Here is a 17,013-nt window from a genome sequence, read left to right as displayed (position 1 = left end):
ACACGGGTGCGGGTCTGGGAGGGTCCATGAATTCCGAACCGATGAGTCGCACTGTCAAACGCCTGGGGCTGACGTTGCTGGTGTGCTGGTTCGTGCCCTCTACCTGCGTCGCCGTGTCGCTCGGCTCGGTGGGGGCGCTGCAGGCGCTGACGGCTGAGCCAACATCCATCCCGGGCGATCCGCCCATCGATATTCTCCTGGGGGGAGCGCTTTGTGGCTGGCTGTTCATCCTGATCGGTTTCTGTGGATTCTTCGTGGCCCGACATGAGGCCGACCCGATCGTCCGACTCTGGCGGCGCGTGCTTCCCCCGCTGACCGTGCTGTCGCTCCTGGCGCTGTCTCCGACAGTGGCCCAGGTTGGCGGACGGCATTTCGGGGAATGGCGCCGTCTCAAATCCCTGCTCAGGGAAAACGAAGCCAGGGTTCAGCAGATGATCGGGCGGACGGAAGGGTCGTTGTCGGAAGAGGAGAGCGCGCTGGTGCGGGCGTGGTTTCTAGAGCATCCCGTGTCCCTCCGGTTCGAGTCGGAACCCGAGCCCGTGCGGATCCGGCTGATGCACTCCACACCTCCCTACGTCGGAGTCGACTTTGGTCGAGGACGGAACGCGGTCTTCGACCCGGTCACGATGCTTTGCCTGTACTCTGATTGAGATGCCCTACGAATTGACGGGCCTCGCCCGTGATCTCCACGAATCCAGGGGCGGAGGACTCCTGGGAAACGTGCCACGGAGCGCCGCGCCGCGAGCGTTGGCGGCTTCCCCCTCTTCCGTTGTGCGAGGCAAGCGCGCTTGAATGCGGCAAGCTTCCGCCTACCGAGCCCCGGCGGTCCTTCCCACCGGGTGTCCGCTGGAACCTCCTCATCGTGGCGGTCGCACTCTGCCTGGGGATTACCGGGGCCGTGCTCTTCGCGCGCTCCCGTCCTTCCCCCCGGGACGCGGCCTGCACGGGCGCGGGGACCTTCGCCGCCGGAGCCTGCACGGTGACCGGAGCCTGCTGCGCGGCGGCCACGGGCTGCGCGGGCGCGGACGCACTGCTCTCCGCCGAGGAGAACTCCGGCACCTTGCTCGTCGCCCGCCGCGCCGCGCGCGCATCGCTCTCCGGCGGGAACAGCTTCGCCAAGTGCTCCGCGAGCTCCTCGTGCGTCGGCAGCTTTCCAATCGCCTCCACCAGCGGCTCGCGGAACGCGAGCGTCGACGGGTAGCGCTCCAGCGCGCGCTTCGTCGTCGCGCGGCGCACAACCACATCCAGCTTCAGCGGCACGTCCGCAGGTATCGGGGGCAGGGCGCGGTTGAGCACCGCCTTGTCAGGATCCGCCGACTCCTTGAACGGCAGCTTCCCAGTGAGGCACTCGTGCAGCGTATATGCGGGATAGAGGCCATGAGGAGGGTGAGGGCAGGAGCGGAGGTGCCGCGGAGGGCCGCAGATGGGGCTGCTCAAGCAGTGAGCCAGGCGGGTGGAGGAGCGGCTTGAGCTCCTTGTGGGGTACACGCTGGCCCTGGCCGCCCGCCCATGAGGTGCGCGGCAGGGGCTTGGCTGCACGGATGTTGCGACCGACACCGGATGGCCGGACTGGACCGTCACCTTGGACATCCTTCCCTGGCCTTGCAATGTGGAGACATGGAGCCACCCGATAAGAGGGGACGCTGTAAGGTCGAGCAGCACGAACCGGAAGAGTTCATGGGAGACGTGGGTTCGCCCGCGATCGAACAGGTCTTCACGATCGGCGCCGACGAAGAGCCCGTCATCTGTGGCCGCCGCTGGCACTGTGGCTGTGATGAAGCGCCACCTGAATGATTCACGGCTCCGGGACGCGCAGGTCCCGTGAGCGCAGCAGCATGGCGGACGCCGTGGCCGAGGCGAGTGTCTGGGATTGGAACGTCAGAGGGGCTTCATCCCGGTGTAGGTGGAACGTTTCTCGGAGTACTCTCCGGACCTGAATCGAGCCCGGCAGGGCAGGAGTCATTTGGATGAAGGCACACCCTTGGGGTGCATGGATGGCCGCGTCAGCGCTGGCACTGGCCAGCACGCTCCTATCGAGCTGTTCCAGGATGGAGGCGCCCTCCTCAGCCCCCCTCTCCTCAGCCCCCCTCTACTCAGGCCCCAATGATCCGCGAATGGAGCTGTGGGCCCAGCGCCCCTGTCCTCCTCAGGCGGAGCCCATGGAGGAGACGGATTCCCTGTGGGGCCGCGTTGTCTCGTGTTGGATCCAGGTTCCCCAGGGCCGTGTCCGGCATGGCGCCTTCACGCTCTTCCAGGCCAATGGAAAGCCTCTGGAGGAGGGGTTCTTCAAGGCAGGTCAGCCCCATGGCCCCTGGAAGCAGTACCACCTGTCAGGCGCCATCTCTTTGACGGGCGGTTTCTTCCTCGGAGGCAAATCCCAGGTCTGGGAGGCGAAGGACCCGCAAGGAAAGACCCTGTACACCCTGTCCTTCCCCGGGCCGGCCTATGAGCCCAAAGGCCCCATCTATGACGGCACCGACATCCGGGGTGTGGACGCGAAGGGCCAGCCCTTCACAATCGGCGAATCGGGCAACCCTCCTTGGGCCGATCGCAAGACCAGCGCCTTCGCCCCTTACTTCGTGGGGCAGAGTTTCTCCAGCAAGCCGAAGCCCTGATCCGTCAGAAGCAGGGATGAGGATCCGTCACCGCCTCGCGTGGCGTCTGTCCTCGGTCGGGAAGACGCGGCCTTCAGAACGCGTTGGGGGGACCTGATTCCGTGCTTTGGTGCACACCCCTTTTCGTCGGGAGAACCCCTGTTCATGCGCAACCTCTTCTTCGCCAGCGCGGGTGTGGCCGCGCTCGTCTCCTCCGGCTGTGCGACGACGTCCCCGGAGGCCCGCCCCGAAGTCGCCGCGCCGGCCCCCACGAGCGAGGCCGCCGCGCCGGGTGCGGCCCGGATGGCCCTGCCGGGGAAGTGGCCCGGCCCGTACGGCGGCGTGCCTCCCTTCGCCCAGGTGAAGGTGGACAACTTCAAGCCCGCCATCCACGCGGCGATGGACGCGTACCGCCGGGAGCTGGACGCCATCGCCAGCAACCCCGCCGCGCCCGACTTCGAGAACACGCTGGCCGCGCTGGAGGACGCGGGCCGGACGTACGCCAAAGAGAGGACGCTCTACGGCATCTGGGGTTCGTCGCTGAGCAGCCCGGAGTTCCAGGCCGTGGAGCGGGAGATGGCACCCCGCTTCGCCGCCTTCGAGGACGAAGTCTTCCAGAACGAGGGCCTCTTCCGCCGCATCGAAGCCGTCTACCAGTCCCCCGACAAGGCGAAGCTGACGCCGGAGCAGCAGCGCCTGGCGTGGCTGCACTACACGCGCTTCGTGCGCTCCGGCGCGAAGCTGGACGCGGCGGCCAAGGCGCGGATGGGCGCCATCAACCAGCGCCTGGCGTCGCTCTACACGTCCTTCAGCCAGCACGTGCTCGGTGACGAGGAGGGCTACACCGTCGTCCTGGAGTCCGAGGCGGACCTGGCGGGCCTGCCGGACTCCGTGCGCGCGGGCGCCGCCGCAGCCGCCGAGGCGCGGGGGCAGAAGGGCAAGTGGATCATCACCAACACGCGCTCCTCCATGGAGCCGTTCCTGACCTACTCGTCGCGCCGCGACCTGCGCGAGAAGGTCTGGCGCAACTACGTCAACCGGGGCGACAACGGGGATGCGCGCGACAACAACGCCATCATCCCGGAGGTCCTCAAGCTGCGCGCCGAGCGCGCGAAGCTCCTGGGCTACGCCACGCACGCGCACTGGCGCCTGGAGAACGCCATGGCCCGGACGCCCGAGCGCGCCATGGAGCTGATGGAGGCGGTGTGGAAGCCCGCCGTGGCCCGTGTCCGCGAGGAGGTGGCGGACATGCAGAAGGTGGCCGACAAGGAGCGCGCGAAGCTGAAGATCGAGCCCTGGGACTACCGCTTCTACGCGGAGAAGGTCCGCAAGGCGAAGTACGACCTGGACCAGAACGAGGTGAAGCCCTACCTCCAACTGGAGAAGCTGCGCGAGGGCATGTTCTGGGTGGCCGGTGAGCTGTTCGGCTTCGCCTTCACGCCGGTGACGGACGTGCCCGTCTACCACCCGGATGTCCGTGTCTGGGAGGTGAAGGACCAGGCCTCCGGCCGTCACGTGGGCCTGTGGTACTTCGACCCGTACGCGCGGCCGGGCAAGCGCTCCGGCGCGTGGATGAACGCCTACCGCAACCAGGAGCGGTTCAAGGGTGAGGTGACGACCATTGTCTCCAACAACTCCAACTTCGTGAAGGGCGCGCCCGGAGAGGCGGTGCTCATCTCCTGGGAGGACGCGAGCACGCTGTTCCACGAGTTCGGCCACGCGCTGCACGGCCTCAGCTCGTCGGTGTCCTATCCGTCCCTGGCCGGCACCAGCGTCGCGCGCGACTACGTGGAGTTCCCCTCGCAGCTGCTGGAGCACTGGCTGTCCACGCCCCAGGTGCTCAACACCTTCGCGCTGCACTACCAGACGGGCAAGCCCATCCCCCAGGCGCTGGTGGCGCGCATCGAGAAGGCCGCGACGTTCAATCAGGGCTTCGGCACGGTGGAGTACCTGTCCTCCGCGCTGGTGGACATGAAGCTGCACCTGGCGGGCGACGTGAGCATCGACGCGGATGCCTTCGAGCGCGACACGCTCAATGCGCTGGGCATGCCCAAGGAGATCGTGATGCGCCACCGCACGCCGCAGTTCGGCCACGTCTTCGCGAGCGATGGCTACTCGGCGGGCTACTACAGCTACCTGTGGTCCGACACGCTGACGGCGGACGCCTTCGAGGGCTTCACCGAGGGCAAGGGCGCGTACGACAAGGCGGTGGCGGAGAAGCTGCGCAAGAGCGTCTTCTCCGTGGGCAACACCGTGGACCCGGCGGAGGGCTACCGCGCGTTCCGCGGCCGCGACGCCGGCATCAACGCGCTGATGCGCAAGCGCGGCTTCCCGGTGCCCGCCGCCGCGCAGACGAAGTCGCAGCCCTGAATCCCTTGGGAGTCATGGGTCTGAGCCCGTTTGGCAGAGCTTGCTTGCTATCCCACCCTCCGTCCGTGCCAGTCTTGCCGGATGAACCGCGTCCTCCTGCTGGCCGGACTGTTGAGCCTCGTTGCGTGCAAGGGCACCATCGAGCCAAGCACCAACAACGGAGGCCCCAACAACCCAGGTGAGCCTGGCGAGCCTGGCGGGAACCTGGGCGCCGCGTGCGTGGTGCAGTCGGTGCTCGCCAATCGCTGCGCCAGCTGTCACGGCGCGCTGCCGACCCAGGGGGCGACGATGCCGCTGCGCACCCTGCACGACATGCGGGTGAGCTCGGCGATGGATGGGAAACTCAGCAACGCCCAGCGCGCGCTCATCCGCATGCGCGACGACGCGTCTCCGATGCCGCCGGCCCCGCATGAGCGCGCGAGCGCAGCCGAGCTCACCGCGCTCGAGACCTGGATCGGGCAGGGGATGCCCCTCTGCGGTGGCACGGGCGGCCCGCCCGTGACCGTGGTGCCCGAGCCCAACCTGCTCGATCAGTCCGCGCTCTTCAGCTGCACCGAAGGCGTGCGCTCGGATGCGCCGACGCGCATCCGCCGCATGAACCGGCGCGAGTTCACCCGCAACGTCGGTGGCTCGGTCGAGCGCAGCTGGACCGGGTTCAGCTTCTACGACAACCCGCTCGATCCCAGCGCCATCGAGCAGTACAGCTCCTGGGCCACGGACGAGACGCTGGACGAGGCCACGGTGGAGCTCTTCCTGCCGGTGGTCGGCGCGGCCGCCTCGCCGTGGACGATGAACTACCCGGACGGCAACCGGATGGAGCGTGTCTACACCAACAGCCGCTTCAGCTGCATGTTCAGCGACTCGAACCCGAGCGACACCTGCAAGCGCTTCCACCTGGGCCAGATGCTCGAGTTCGGCGTCTTCTTCCGCCCGCCCACCGAGGATGAGCTCTCCCGCCTCACCGCCTTCGCGACCGCGGTCATCGCGCAGGAGCCGAGCAACTCCCCGCAAAACCGCGCGGACTCCATCACGCGGATCTCCAACGCTGCGTGGATGATGACCGGCGCCATGTTCCGCCGCGAGATGGGCGGCGAGCCGGCCGACGGTCGCGTGCAACTGACCAGCCTCGAGCTGGGCTCGCAGCTGGCCTACGCGCTTGGGGGGCGCGCGCCCTCGGCCACGCCGAGCTTCGTGTGGCCGTACTACTCCGCGCCCCTCGAGGGGCATCTGGCGGACGTGGCCCTTGCCGCGAAGGATGGCTCGCTCACGCAGGATGCGACGACCACCGCCCTGATCAAGAAGCACCTGGGCGGCGTCGACGCCAACCAGAACGGGACACCGCGCTTCGATCTCGTGCAGGACTACAACGAGGAGCAGCGCTCCAAGCGCGGGCAGTACTGGCTGGGTGACGGCGTCGCGGGCTTCTTCCGCGAGTGGCTCGGCTACGAGCACGTGTCCGCGGTGTTCAAGGAGTCCCCGGCGGCGACCTCGCGCTTCGAGCTCGAGGGGCTCGGCTACATCAGCTCGGTCTCGTACGACAACCTGCTCACCAACTTCCATCCGCTGGAGCCGACCTTCATCCAGCAGTTCGACGATCTGATCGCGCGGGTGGTCGTCGAGGATCAGGACGTGCTGGCGAACCTCCTCACCACGCGCACCTTCTACGTGCCCTCCATGCAGGACGCGGCGTACGACTCGCATAAGGGCCTCTCGCACCCCTACAACGTCAGCGAGATCCTCCCGGCGACCGTCGCGGGCCGCTGGAAGAAGCTGCCTGCCACCGAGCGCGCGGGCGTGCTGACCCACCCGGTGTGGCTGGCCGCGCACGGCGGCAACTTCGAGGACGATCCGTCCATCGTCCACCGCGGCAAGTGGGTGCGCGAGAACCTGCTGTGCGGCTTCGTCCCGCCGCTCAGCAGCGTGCAGGTGGCAGCCCAGGTCGGCGCTCACGCTGCCGACAAGAACGCGCGCCGCCGCCTGCAGGAGGCGACCGCCGGAGCGCAGTGTCAGGGCTGTCACCGCCTGATGGAGCCGCTCGGCCTGCCCTTCGAGATCTACAACCACGCGGGCTTCCTGCGCGCGCGGGATCACTCGACCAGCGGAGGCTGGACCACGCCGGACGGAAGCTCGACGCTCACGTCGATGCCGGACCCCGCGCTGGACGGCGCGGTGCGCGACGCGGTGGAGTTGAGCGAGCGCCTGGCGACGTCGCGGCACGTGAAACGCTGCTTCGTGCGACAGGCCTTCCGCTACTTCATGGCCCGTCCGGAGAACCCGAGCGACGCCTGCACGCTGACGCAGATGGAGCAGGCCTATGACCAGAACAACGGCTCGTTCTCCAAGATGCTGACCACGCTGATGACCAGCGACACCTGGAAGACGCGGCGTGTGCCGCAGGCTGGAGAGTGACTGCCATGTTCTCGCGACGAACCGTCCTGAAGGGCATGGCCGCCGGCCTCTTCGCGCCCTACTTCCACGACGTCTACGCCCAGTCGTCAGCTTTGCCGGCGCGCCTGGTGCTGGTCCTCGAGTGCAATGGCGTCTACCCCCGCGCGCTCCTGAGCACGGGCACCCGCGCGGCGCTGGGTGGACGCGCCAACACCTCCGACCGCCTCTTCTGGGACGCGTACAAGGACACGCCGCTGGTGCGTGAGGGCGACAATCTCGCCAGCGCGATCAGTCTCGGGCCGCTGGCGGCGTCTTCCGGCAACCTCGACCTGGTGAACCGCTCCGCCGTGCTGCTGGGGCTCTCGAACCTCATCGCGGGCGGCGGGCACTCCAGCGGGACGGGCGGGCTGAGCTGCGCGGTGAACGGCGCGGGCGCGACTTTCGACGCGGTGATCGCACCTCGCCTGCGCCGTGGTGCACCGTTCGACGTGCTGCGCCTGGGCACCAGCTCCGCGCGCGTGTCGATCGTGTACGAGACCTGCGCGCTCGGACCCCGCAAGCCCGCGGGCATCATCGTCAACCCGTCGCTCGCGTTCGACAGCACCTTCGGCTCGCTGCTCGGCGGCTCGACGAATGGGCGCGATCGCAAGATGCTCTTCGACTTCGCGCTGGCCGACTCGCGCAAGGCGCTGGCGGAGTTCCGCGGCAACTCCAACGAGCGGCTGAAGCTGGAGCGCTACCTCTCCTCGCTCGAGTCGCTGCGCACGCGGGAGGATCAGCTCGCGGGCATGGCGGACCGCGTGCGGCCCTACCTGCCGCTGGCGCCGAAGGACAACCCGCTCATCACCGGCGCGGGCTCACCGCCCGACTCGCTGAAGTGGTTCGAGGCGCAGTTCCAGATCGCCACGGCGTCCCTCCTGGGCGGGCTGACGAACACGGTGGTGCTGGCGACGGGCACCTCGGGCTTCGACGTGGCCTACGGCCCGGACGTGACCGACATCCCGCGACACAGCTTGCAGCACGGCCTGGATGCGGGGCAGAACTGGGAGCGCGTCGCCGAGGTCACCCGCCGCCACGTGCAGCTGGTGGCGAACCTGGCGAGGACGCTGGCCGCCACGCCCGAGGTCGGCGCGAGCGGCTCGATGCTGGATCACACCGCGATCGTCTTCATGTCCGACAACGGCGAGCAGCACCACTCGACCTCGCGTGAGTGGCCGAAGCTCGTGGTGGGCGGCAACGCGCTGGGCCTGAAGACCGACGGGCGCACGGTCGTGTACCCGAAGTACGACGCGGCCCGGAACCGGCAGGTCTCCAACCTCTTCAACACGCTCGGCCACGCGTTCGGAGACGCGGACTTCAACACCTTCGGGCAGGAGGGCAGCACGCGCATCGCGCCGGGGCCGCTGAGCGAGCTGTATGGCTGAGCCGCGAGAGCGGGCTGGGCGGCTGTGACGCCGCCACAGGCGCCCGACAGGAAGCGGCGCGGGGCCCTCCGATGGTGGAGTGCCAGCCGCGCCGCTCGGATGCCGCGAAGTTCGCTCGATTCTCCGGCGCGAGGCTCGCTGCGCAAAGAACTCGCCGCCTGCCTGCGCACAGGCCGGACCCAGCGCCGGCCCAGCAAGCGCAACGACGTGGGCGGACAGCTGCGCGATAGGGTGATGCTCAGCCAGAGGCCGTCAGAAGCCGAGGACCGCGCGGTCGCGGGCCACTGGGAGGGCGACCTCGTCATCGGCAAGGCAGGCAGGTCCGCTGTCGGCACCCTCGTGGAGCGCCACAGCCGCTGCGTGATGTGACTGGAGTTGCCGCACGGCCGGACGGCAGAGCGCGTCCACGAGGCCATGACAGAGCAGATTCCGCGGCGGCCCGAGCATCTGCGCCGCTCGCTCACGTGGGACCAGGGCAAGGAGATGGCCGAGCACGCACGCTTCACCATCGACACCCAGGTACAAGTCTCCTTCTGCGACCCGCACAGCCCCTGGCAGCGCGGCAGCAACGAAAACACCAACCGGCAAGCAACTCGACGCCATCGAGCACGAACCTAACGGGCGCCCGCGTCAAACGCTTGCATGGCGAACGCCTGCCGAAGTATTCGCGTCAGCTGTTGCGACGACCGCTTGAGAGCGCCCCTACCGCCCATGTCGTATCTGCTGGCGTACGGGCTGGCCCCCGCCCAGTCTGTCAACCACTCCTCGAATATATCGTCGCCCTTACATTATCCCGGAGTACCAGCCCTGCGCCTACGTCCATCGCGGCGGGACGTTAGAGGTGATGAGAGCGGGAAAGAATGCGATGGGCAGCCAAAGCACTCCAGGGATGCACCCAACGAGCCGCCTCCCTGGCGGCCCCACTTTCGTCCAGCACCGGTGAGAACGTGGGCGCCCCCTCCGCCACGCTGAGCACCCTCCTCCTTCAGTGCGGGCAGTGCGGGGGCGACGGCCTTCCAGCCAAGGCGCGGGTCGTTCGAGCGGGTGAGGGAAACCGTGCTTGACGAGGGTCAGCACGCGGCCTGCGTCGACGCCTGGCTGGACCGAGCCGCCAGGAATCTATCGACGGAGGCCTTTCTCCAGCTCTTCGAGGCGGCACTCACCGTGCTGTGGAAACAGACGTTGACCACGCTCGGCGAAGTGACGCTGACCGCCATCGCCGAACGCGTTCTGCACAATGCCTCCGAGCGGTTCCCGCTCTTCGCGTCCCTCAACGTCGAGCGGGTGGGGGGGCTCCGGTTCGGAGAGCTTCGTGAGCAGGTCCACTCCGGGCACGACTCCGGGCTGAGGGAGGGCAGTCGATTCGTGCTCGTGGAGTTCCTCACCGTGCTCGGCAACCTGACCGCTGAAATCTTAACGCCGGAGCTGCATGCGGAACTCTCCAAAGTCGCACTTCCGGAGGCGGTCCGCCCACGCGTCACCGCGGGCGAGGACACAACGTCATGACGAAGAGAATCGACATCCCGCGCCTCCAGACCGGCGTCCCCAACCTCGATGAGCTCTTCAAGGGTGGCCTGCCCAAGGGCTCCGTCACCGCCGTGTGCGGCCCCCCCGGCTCGGGCAAGACGACGCTCACCCAGCAGATCTGCTTCCACAACGCCTCGGCCGCCCACCGCGTCCTCGCCTTCAACACCCTCTCGGAGCCGACCGCGAAGACGCTGCGGCACCTCCAGCAGTTCTCGTTCTTCGACCCGAAGAAGTTCGAGGAGGGTGTCCAGTTCGTGGACCTCGGCGCCATGCTGCGGCTGAGGAGCTTCGATGCGGCCCTCGCGCTCATCATGGACAACCTCAAGCAGGTCAAGCCAGACATCGTCGTCATCGACAGCTTCAAGGCCTTTGATGACCTGGCGGCCTCCAGGGAGGAGCTCAGGACGTTCGGCTATGAGATCGCCGTGAACCTGATGGCTTGGGAGACCACCGCGCTGCTCCTCGGCGAGTACGGGCCCGCCGACTATGAGAGCAATCCCCTCTTCTCCATCGTCGACGGCCTCCTCGTCCTCTCTCAGCGCGTGTCCCAGGGCGAGCACCAGCGCTTCTTCAGAATCGTCAAGATGCGGGGGACGGACCACAGCCGGGACGAGCATCCCTTCCTCATCACCTCCAACGGCCTGGAGATGTTCGCGCCCCGCGAGGCCATCAAACGCGAGTTGATTCCGGAGGAGCCGCAGGAGCGCTGCAAGACGCACATCACCAAGCTCGACGAGATTCTCGGGCCCGGCATCCCCTGGGGGTCGAGCCTCCTGCTCAGCGGCGTCGCGGGCACCGGAAAGACCGTCCTCTCTCTCGAGTTCATCTACCGGGGCGCGCTCGCGGGCGAGAAAGGCATCCTCTTCTCTTTCGAGGAGAGTGAGGAGCGCCTCCGCGCCGCCGCGAAGGGCCTCGGCTGGGAGCTCGACAGGGAGATTGAGCGCGGCATGGTGGAGATCGTCTTCATCCCCCAGCCCGACATCATGGTGGAGGCCCACCTCTTGATGATTCGCGAGCGCATCAAGGCCATGAAGGCCCGGCGCGTGGTCATCGACTCCGTCTCGGTGTTCCTGGACAAGGTGACGGACCCGCAGCTCAGCCGCGAGAAGGTCTTCCACCTCTGTAGCATCGTCCAGAACGCACAGGCCGTCGGCTTCTTTCCCACCGACATCCCCTACGGCTCCCGTCAGGTCAGCCGCATGGGCGTCGAGGAGACCGTGGTGGACGGCGTCATCATCCTCAGCTCCACGGAGGAGGGCCTGGAGCGGGAGCGCTACATCGAGGTGTACAAGCTTCGCAACACCGCTCACCTCAAGGGCCGACACTCCATTGCCATTGGCGCCGGGGGGGTCTCCATCTTCCCTCGTTACGGGGAACAACTCCGCGTGGAGGCCCCTCCCCCCGCGCTGGAGGCTTCCTCCCGGCTGGGCTCTGGCACTCCCGGGCTCGACGGGCTGATGGGCGGTGGGTTGCTCAGGCGAAGCACCACCCTCGTCTCTGGCAGCGCGGGCGTTGGCAAGAGCACCTTCGGAATCCAGTTCCTCCTGGAGGGCGCCAGGGCTGGGGAGCCGGGCCTCTATGTCTCGATGGAGGAGGGGCCCGAGCAGCTGCTCGCCAGCGCCGAGGCCCTGGGTTTGCCGCTGCGCGCGCAGCTCGACGCGGGCCTCATCCAGGTGCTCTACGTCTCCCGGGAGCATTTGCGCGCGGGTCAGTTCCTCACCGTGCTGTCGGACCAGCTCAAGGCGCTCAAGGCCTCACGCGTCGTGCTCGACGCCGTGACGCAACTGCTGACGGCGCACACCCCCATCGACGAGTTCCGCCACGTGCTCTACAAGCTGGTGGTCCGCTTCAAGACCCTCGGCATCACCAGCGTCCTCACGCTCGAGTCGTCCTCGCTCTGCTCCATGGAGCGAGTCACGGACCAGGGGCTCTCACCCATCGCCGACAACCTGCTCATGCTGCGCTACAGGGAAGCGGCCGGCCGGCTGGCTCCTACGCTGACGGTCGTGAAGACTCGTGGCAGTGAGCATGAGCGGCGCACCCACTTCATGACGGTCGCGCGGGGAGGGCTGCGAATCGGTGCGCCCGTGAGCGAGCTCCCGACGCCTTCCTGGGCCGCCCCCGAGGATACCAAGCATCTGTCACAGCACGAGGATACGAGACAAGGATGAACCCTGGTCGGCGGAAGAAGGCATCTCGCCATGACATGCGAGAGGAGGCGAGCGGACAGCGCACGCGTGGCCTGCCCCCCGCCGACCCTTCGTTTGGGAGCCTGGAGCAGGCCTATCGACGGCTCGAGCACCTGTATGAAATCAGCAAGCTCTTCGCGAGCTTCAAGAGCGTCGCGCAGTCCTTCGACCCCGCGCTTGGCATCCTCGCGAAGTCGCTACCCCTGCGCAGCGCGGTCCTCATCCAGACGGAGAATGGCCAGTCGAGGATGATCATCTGGCCGTCCGAGCTTCAGGACTCCGAACGGCTGCGAGCGGTCAAGGAACACGCGGAGGCCTCCTATGCCTACCTCGTCGGGGCGAAGTCGACCGAGTCCCTCGGACTCAGCGAGCAGCCGGGTGAGACCCTGCTGCCCCGGCAGGAGCGGAGTGAAGGGGATGAAGAGAAGCGGTTCATCGTCATCCCGCTCGTGGTGGCCGAGCACTCGCTCTTCGGTGCCCTTCAGCTCGAAGGGGCCATGTCCCTCGACAAGAAGGACTTGACCTTCGTCAATGCCATCGCCAATCAACTCGCGATCGCGCTCGAGCGTGACCGCGCGTGGCGGCGCGACATCACCCGACGCGAGGACGCCGAGGAGGAGCGTGCCCAGGCGGAGACACGAGGCGCCGCATCTGAACGAGACCGCCTCGTCGCCGAGAGCTCGAGTGACAGATACGAGGCGCTCGCCAGGGAGAACGCCCAACTGTACAGACAGGCGCAGGTCGCGGTGAGAGAGCGTGAGCAGATCCTCGGGGTGGTGTCTCACGACCTGAGGAACCCCCTCTCGACCATCATCATGACCACCGACGCGCTCGCACGGCAAGAAGCCACCGCGAGGCGGCCCGAGCTTCCAGTCCCCAAGGCGGTCGAGCGAATCCAACGCGCGGCCGAGCGCATGATGCGGCTCATCGACGACCTGCTCGACTTCGTGAACATCGAGCGCGGGCACCTCTCCATCAAGCGTCAGCCCAATGACGCGGGCGCGCTGGTCAACGAGACGCTGGCGAGCTTCGAGCGCGTCGCGCAGGAACATCGGCTGACGATGACCGCGGAGGTCGAGCCGCGCCTCCCGCCCATTCTTTGCGATAGGGTTCGCATCCTGCAGGTCCTGTCCAACCTGGTCGGCAACGCCGCCAAGGTCACCGCCGAGGGCGGGCACATCACCCTCAAGGTCGAGGCGCACGGGAACCAGAGCGTGTTCGCGGTCGCGGACGATGGTCCTGGGATTCGCGCGGACGACATCAAGCATCTTTTCGACCGGTACTGGCGCAGCGGCGAGGCGAAATACAGGGGGACCGGCCAGGGGCTCGCCATCGCGAGAGGAATCGTCGACGCGCATGGTGGCCGCATCTGGGTCGAGAGTGAGTGGGGACACGGCGCGACGTTCCGCTTCACGGTTCCCCTGGCCGAGGACGTCAGCGCGGTCGCCACGCCGTGACGGAGCGCCTGCCTTTGCTGCTTTCCCTCGGCCTCGCACCCAGTGCCTCCCGTCGAGCAGGGTGCCATGGTGAGCACCCGAGTGGTGCGTTCACCGCTTGAGACCGCCTGTACTTCCTTCGCTCTCGTCTCGGCATCGTCGTGGACATCCTTCGGTCACCTCATCTCGGGTGTCCACAAAACCCGGGAAGGCTCAGTACTGCCTGTGAGCCGGCAGCTTTGTACGGGCTGCCAGGCGGCGCAGGACCATGAAGCTGCCTGCGAGAGACAGGCTGAGGCGCAGAGGCAGGGGGCGCGCGGAGGGAGTTCGTCAGCGCCACGCCCGTCGCGATGATGCAGAGGGACATGGGCGTCGTGCGCCGGATGCCGAACTTCTGCATCAGCGCCGCAGCGAACGGCCCCGCCAGCCCGTAGGGCACCCGGTTCACCGATACGGCCGGGGAGACGAGGGCCCGGCTCCAGTCGAACTCTCGCGCTGGGGGGACGATGAAGACGCTCGGGGTCGCCCACCCGCCCGCCGCGCACAGGAGCACCACGAAGAGGGCCGCGGCCATCACCCAGGCATCGTGGAACCGGTGGGTGGGTCCTCATGCGCGTGTCTCTAAGCGGACTCGCGCGGGCCCACGTATACTTCCCGGTAGCGATGTCTCAAGACGACCCTCTGCGCACCCTCTGCAATTGCCTTGCGCTGCGGCAGGCCAGCCGCCACGTCACACAGTTCTGAGCGTGCCCCACGAAATCGGGGCAAGCTCAAAGACCTCGTATCCCGAGTGAGCCCCTTGCCATGAGGACACTGCCCATGCAGCCAGCACGGAAGTCCAGCAAGAACACGATTCTCATCATCGCCGCGGTCGCGGTAGTGGTCGGCGGCATGTCCGCAGCGGTCATGCTGCTGGGCCGGAAGCCGACCGACGTCGGAATGATCGGGATGACCGACGTGGGGGGCCTTCAGGCGTTGGCCGACATTCAGGCGCAACTGCGTCCCCTGCGTGCATGTGGCGTCGAGTACGGGGAGCGGGGAAGGCGAGGGAAGGTGGGTTCGCACACGGACGTATGGGTCAGCGCGTGTGAGAATGACCGCTTCGCGGGAGTCCGCATCGCTGTCCCCACTGAACGGCAGGTGGAGCGAGTCGCCTTCAATCTGGAGCGAGGCTCCGTCTCCGAGCCCTGGAAGATCCTGGTCGACAAGAATCAGGTGCCATTTCCGGAGCTCGAACGGGCGCTCGAGCAGCTCTCGCCCTTCCTCGCCGAGGAGGTTCCCTCGAGGCTGGCCCAAGCCATCGAGGCGAAGCTCGCTGCTCACCGCGAGTGGCAGGAGAGCCAGGCCGCGGAGCCCGGTCGCAGGGATGCGGCGAAGAACTCGTATCCGGAGTGAGGCGCCTGACCGCCCCGTCCACTCACGGGAACTTGATGTCGCCGAGGATGATGGGGCGCTTGCCGGCCTCCCCCCACAGCGTCAGGGTGAAGGCACCTCGGGGCGTACCCTCCACGGGCTCGGTCTCCACCAGGACGCTCATTGTCCCTCCGGGGTTGGGTTGAGCGTGAGCGTGCCCCGATTCCGTGGCTCTCCCGCGCTTCATGTGAAGCGCCAATTCAGGCAGCGAGCAGCACGCGACGGCGCAGCAGGTCGAAGCTGGCGCGGCCGTACATCTGGCGCTTGAGGAGCTTGAGCTTCGTGATTTGACCTTCGGATTGAGCATTGCTCCAAGGCATAGTCAGCGCGGCTCGGACGGCATCGCCGTCCTGTTCAAGTCCCTGCGCAAAGGATTCCACCGCGCGCACGCCGCACGTGCGTGCCTCGCCCAGCCACTGCTCGAAGGCGGCGCAGGAAGTGGCCGGCTCAGCACCGCGCGTGACGCCCCGCTCGCGCACCAGCTCACCGAAGCGACATGTCAGCGCAACGACGCGTGCAGCCTCCTCATCCTGCTCGATGCGAGTCAGCGTGGCTGCCTCGGTGGATGTGAGCGCGGACCGCGGTTGGACGCAGAGCCACGCGAGTTGCTTGGGCGATGGGAGGCTTGTGACGGGGCGCGGGCTCTTCGGGATTGAATGGGAGCCGCGACGTGTACGGGGCGTCGAGCGCGACGGCGCCGTGCGCCGTGCGCCGCGTTTGGAGCCACCGATGGACCTGCCGCGACGTGCCGCCGAAGCCCTTGGCGCGAATCTCACAAAGGGGTCGAGGATGCTCGGACCGGGCACTCGAACCGCGCGCTCTGGAAAGGTTTCTGCGCAGGCGTACTTGCGTACCGTTGCTCGCGCCAGCCCCAGGGTGCGGCTGATTCTCAGCAAGGGCTGTCCAGCCAGGTGCAGACGTCGCACCGCTTCGTACGCAGCAACTCGACGGATCCTACTTTCCTCTCCGGTGCGCACTTCGGCGCGAGTGCGCGGGAAGCTTGCGTGACGACGCACAGGGGAGGCCTCCGCGCTCGCCACGTCGGGCAGTGCCCGCAGGCGCGCGTGAGTGCCAGTCAGCCAGCGCTCCACCATCTGCCGCCCATTGAGCAGCAGGTGCCAGCGGTCTGCGACCTGTCGAGCGTCGGGAGCACCGAGAGTTGCCGCGCGTGCATACTCGGTGGAACGGTCCCTGGCGATGAGCTCGACGCCTTGGTGCTTGCGCAGCCATGCCGCGACAGTCGATGCCGAGCGGTCAGGCAACAAGTCGACGACGCGGCGTGCCTCCAAGTCGACGAGGATGGAGCCGTAGGTGCGACCTTTGCGCAGGGCCCAGTCATCCACCCCGAGCACCCGAGGCCTTGTCGGCGGAGGCAGAGGGGCGCTGTGCATCAACCGAAGCAGCGTGTCGGGACTCGTCGGCATGGCGAGCGGCGTGAGAAGCCTTGCTCCGGCTTCAGCTCCAGCCGTCATGCCCACTGCGCGCTGCGCGGTGGCGAGCCGATGCGTGCGCCGGGCACGAGGAGCGAGCAGACGAGGCAGGTGCTGGAGTTGCCCCCGTCAAATCGGACAGCTCAAGGTTGAGAGTTAGCAGTACGGAACTCGTGGGGTGACTTCATCTTGAGGCCCCGATGCGGGTGGCAGCGGTTGTAGTCGTCGAACCAGGCGGGCAG

General features: G+C 67.5%; 14 protein-coding genes. 13 read left to right on the top strand and 1 reads right to left on the bottom strand.

What is annotated here, in order from left to right:
• The first annotated feature begins 26 nt into the window (after positions 1–26).
• The 13 genes from D7X74_RS18075 (at position 27) to D7X74_RS18015 (ending at position 15,323) form a co-directional block, all read left to right on the top strand.
• Positions 27–650 carry a hypothetical protein gene (locus D7X74_RS18075; protein ID WP_147446606.1) on the top strand — a complete coding sequence of 208 codons (624 nt, stop codon included), beginning with the start codon at positions 27–29 and terminating at the stop codon, positions 648–650.
• 212 nt (positions 651–862) lie between these two features.
• Complete coding sequence (locus D7X74_RS43030) at positions 863–1,201, top strand: hypothetical protein (RefSeq protein WP_158622252.1); 339 nt, start codon at positions 863–865, stop codon at positions 1,199–1,201.
• A 416-nt stretch (positions 1,202–1,617) separates the two neighbouring features.
• The gene (locus tag D7X74_RS43025; RefSeq protein WP_158622251.1) at positions 1,618–1,794 is read left to right on the top strand and encodes a hypothetical protein; all 177 of its coding nucleotides are present in this window, start codon (positions 1,618–1,620) and stop codon (positions 1,792–1,794) included.
• Positions 1,795–2,159: 365 nt separating this feature from the next.
• Positions 2,160–2,615, top strand: a complete 456-nt coding sequence (locus tag D7X74_RS18065; protein ID WP_147446605.1) for a toxin-antitoxin system YwqK family antitoxin — start codon at positions 2,160–2,162, stop codon at positions 2,613–2,615.
• A 144-nt stretch (positions 2,616–2,759) separates the two neighbouring features.
• A complete protein-coding gene (locus tag D7X74_RS18060) occupies positions 2,760–4,964 on the top strand; it encodes a M3 family metallopeptidase (protein ID WP_120534211.1) in 2,205 nt (734 codons plus the stop codon).
• An 81-nt stretch (positions 4,965–5,045) separates the two neighbouring features.
• The gene (locus tag D7X74_RS18055; protein WP_120534210.1) at positions 5,046–7,373 is read left to right on the top strand and encodes a DUF1588 domain-containing protein; all 2,328 of its coding nucleotides are present in this window, start codon (positions 5,046–5,048) and stop codon (positions 7,371–7,373) included.
• 5 nt (positions 7,374–7,378) lie between these two features.
• Positions 7,379–8,776, top strand: a complete 1,398-nt coding sequence (locus tag D7X74_RS18050) for a DUF1552 domain-containing protein (protein WP_120534209.1) — start codon at positions 7,379–7,381, stop codon at positions 8,774–8,776.
• A 99-nt stretch (positions 8,777–8,875) separates the two neighbouring features.
• Complete coding sequence (locus D7X74_RS45295) at positions 8,876–9,145, top strand: hypothetical protein (protein ID WP_147446604.1); 270 nt, start codon at positions 8,876–8,878, stop codon at positions 9,143–9,145.
• Positions 9,146–9,190: 45 nt separating this feature from the next.
• Positions 9,191–9,394, top strand: a complete 204-nt coding sequence (locus D7X74_RS45290; protein WP_147446603.1) for a DDE-type integrase/transposase/recombinase — start codon at positions 9,191–9,193, stop codon at positions 9,392–9,394.
• Positions 9,395–9,832: 438 nt separating this feature from the next.
• Entirely contained in the window at positions 9,833–10,282 is a 450-nt protein-coding gene (locus D7X74_RS18040) for a hypothetical protein (RefSeq protein ID WP_120534207.1), read from the top strand.
• Positions 10,279–12,474 (top strand): ATPase domain-containing protein, encoded by a 2,196-nt coding sequence (locus D7X74_RS18035; protein ID WP_120534206.1) that lies wholly within the window; start codon positions 10,279–10,281, stop codon positions 12,472–12,474. The genes D7X74_RS18040 and D7X74_RS18035 overlap by 4 nt, the downstream gene beginning before the upstream one ends.
• A gap of 35 nt (positions 12,475–12,509) precedes the next feature.
• Positions 12,510–13,949 carry a sensor histidine kinase KdpD gene (locus tag D7X74_RS18030; RefSeq protein ID WP_158620431.1) on the top strand — a complete coding sequence of 480 codons (1,440 nt, stop codon included), beginning with the start codon at positions 12,510–12,512 and terminating at the stop codon, positions 13,947–13,949.
• A 798-nt stretch (positions 13,950–14,747) separates the two neighbouring features.
• Positions 14,748–15,323, top strand: a complete 576-nt coding sequence (locus tag D7X74_RS18015) for a hypothetical protein (protein WP_233595766.1) — start codon at positions 14,748–14,750, stop codon at positions 15,321–15,323.
• A 218-nt stretch (positions 15,324–15,541) separates the two neighbouring features.
• Here D7X74_RS18015 and D7X74_RS18005 read toward each other — a convergent pair whose 3' ends face one another.
• The gene (locus tag D7X74_RS18005) at positions 15,542–16,882 is read right to left on the bottom strand and encodes an ISL3 family transposase (protein ID WP_255424436.1); all 1,341 of its coding nucleotides are present in this window, start codon (positions 16,880–16,882) and stop codon (positions 15,542–15,544) included.
• Positions 16,883–17,013 lie beyond the last annotated feature (131 nt).

The organism is Corallococcus sp. CA047B, assembly GCF_003612065.1.
Taxonomy (GTDB): domain Bacteria; phylum Myxococcota; class Myxococcia; order Myxococcales; family Myxococcaceae; genus Corallococcus; species Corallococcus praedator.
This window is presented reverse-complemented; position numbering and strand designations above follow the sequence as displayed.

Excerpts from the sequence above, each read along its gene's own strand:
- D7X74_RS18075 (WP_147446606.1), top strand. The coding sequence starts at position 27 with ATGAATTCCGAACCGATGAGTCGCACTGTCAAACGCCTGGGGCTGACG.
- D7X74_RS43025 (WP_158622251.1), top strand. The coding sequence starts at position 1,618 with ATGGAGCCACCCGATAAGAGGGGACGCTGTAAGGTCGAGCAGCACGAA.
- D7X74_RS18065 (WP_147446605.1), top strand. The coding sequence starts at position 2,160 with ATGGAGGAGACGGATTCCCTGTGGGGCCGCGTTGTCTCGTGTTGGATC.
- D7X74_RS18060 (WP_120534211.1), top strand. The coding sequence starts at position 2,760 with ATGCGCAACCTCTTCTTCGCCAGCGCGGGTGTGGCCGCGCTCGTCTCC.
- D7X74_RS18055 (WP_120534210.1), top strand. The coding sequence starts at position 5,046 with ATGAACCGCGTCCTCCTGCTGGCCGGACTGTTGAGCCTCGTTGCGTGC.
- D7X74_RS18050 (WP_120534209.1), top strand. The coding sequence starts at position 7,379 with ATGTTCTCGCGACGAACCGTCCTGAAGGGCATGGCCGCCGGCCTCTTC.
- D7X74_RS45295 (WP_147446604.1), top strand. The coding sequence starts at position 8,876 with ATGCCGCGAAGTTCGCTCGATTCTCCGGCGCGAGGCTCGCTGCGCAAA.
- D7X74_RS45290 (WP_147446603.1), top strand. The coding sequence starts at position 9,191 with ATGACAGAGCAGATTCCGCGGCGGCCCGAGCATCTGCGCCGCTCGCTC.
- D7X74_RS18035 (WP_120534206.1), top strand. The coding sequence starts at position 10,279 with ATGACGAAGAGAATCGACATCCCGCGCCTCCAGACCGGCGTCCCCAAC.
- D7X74_RS18030 (WP_158620431.1), top strand. The coding sequence starts at position 12,510 with ATGCGAGAGGAGGCGAGCGGACAGCGCACGCGTGGCCTGCCCCCCGCC.
- D7X74_RS18015 (WP_233595766.1), top strand. The coding sequence starts at position 14,748 with ATGCAGCCAGCACGGAAGTCCAGCAAGAACACGATTCTCATCATCGCC.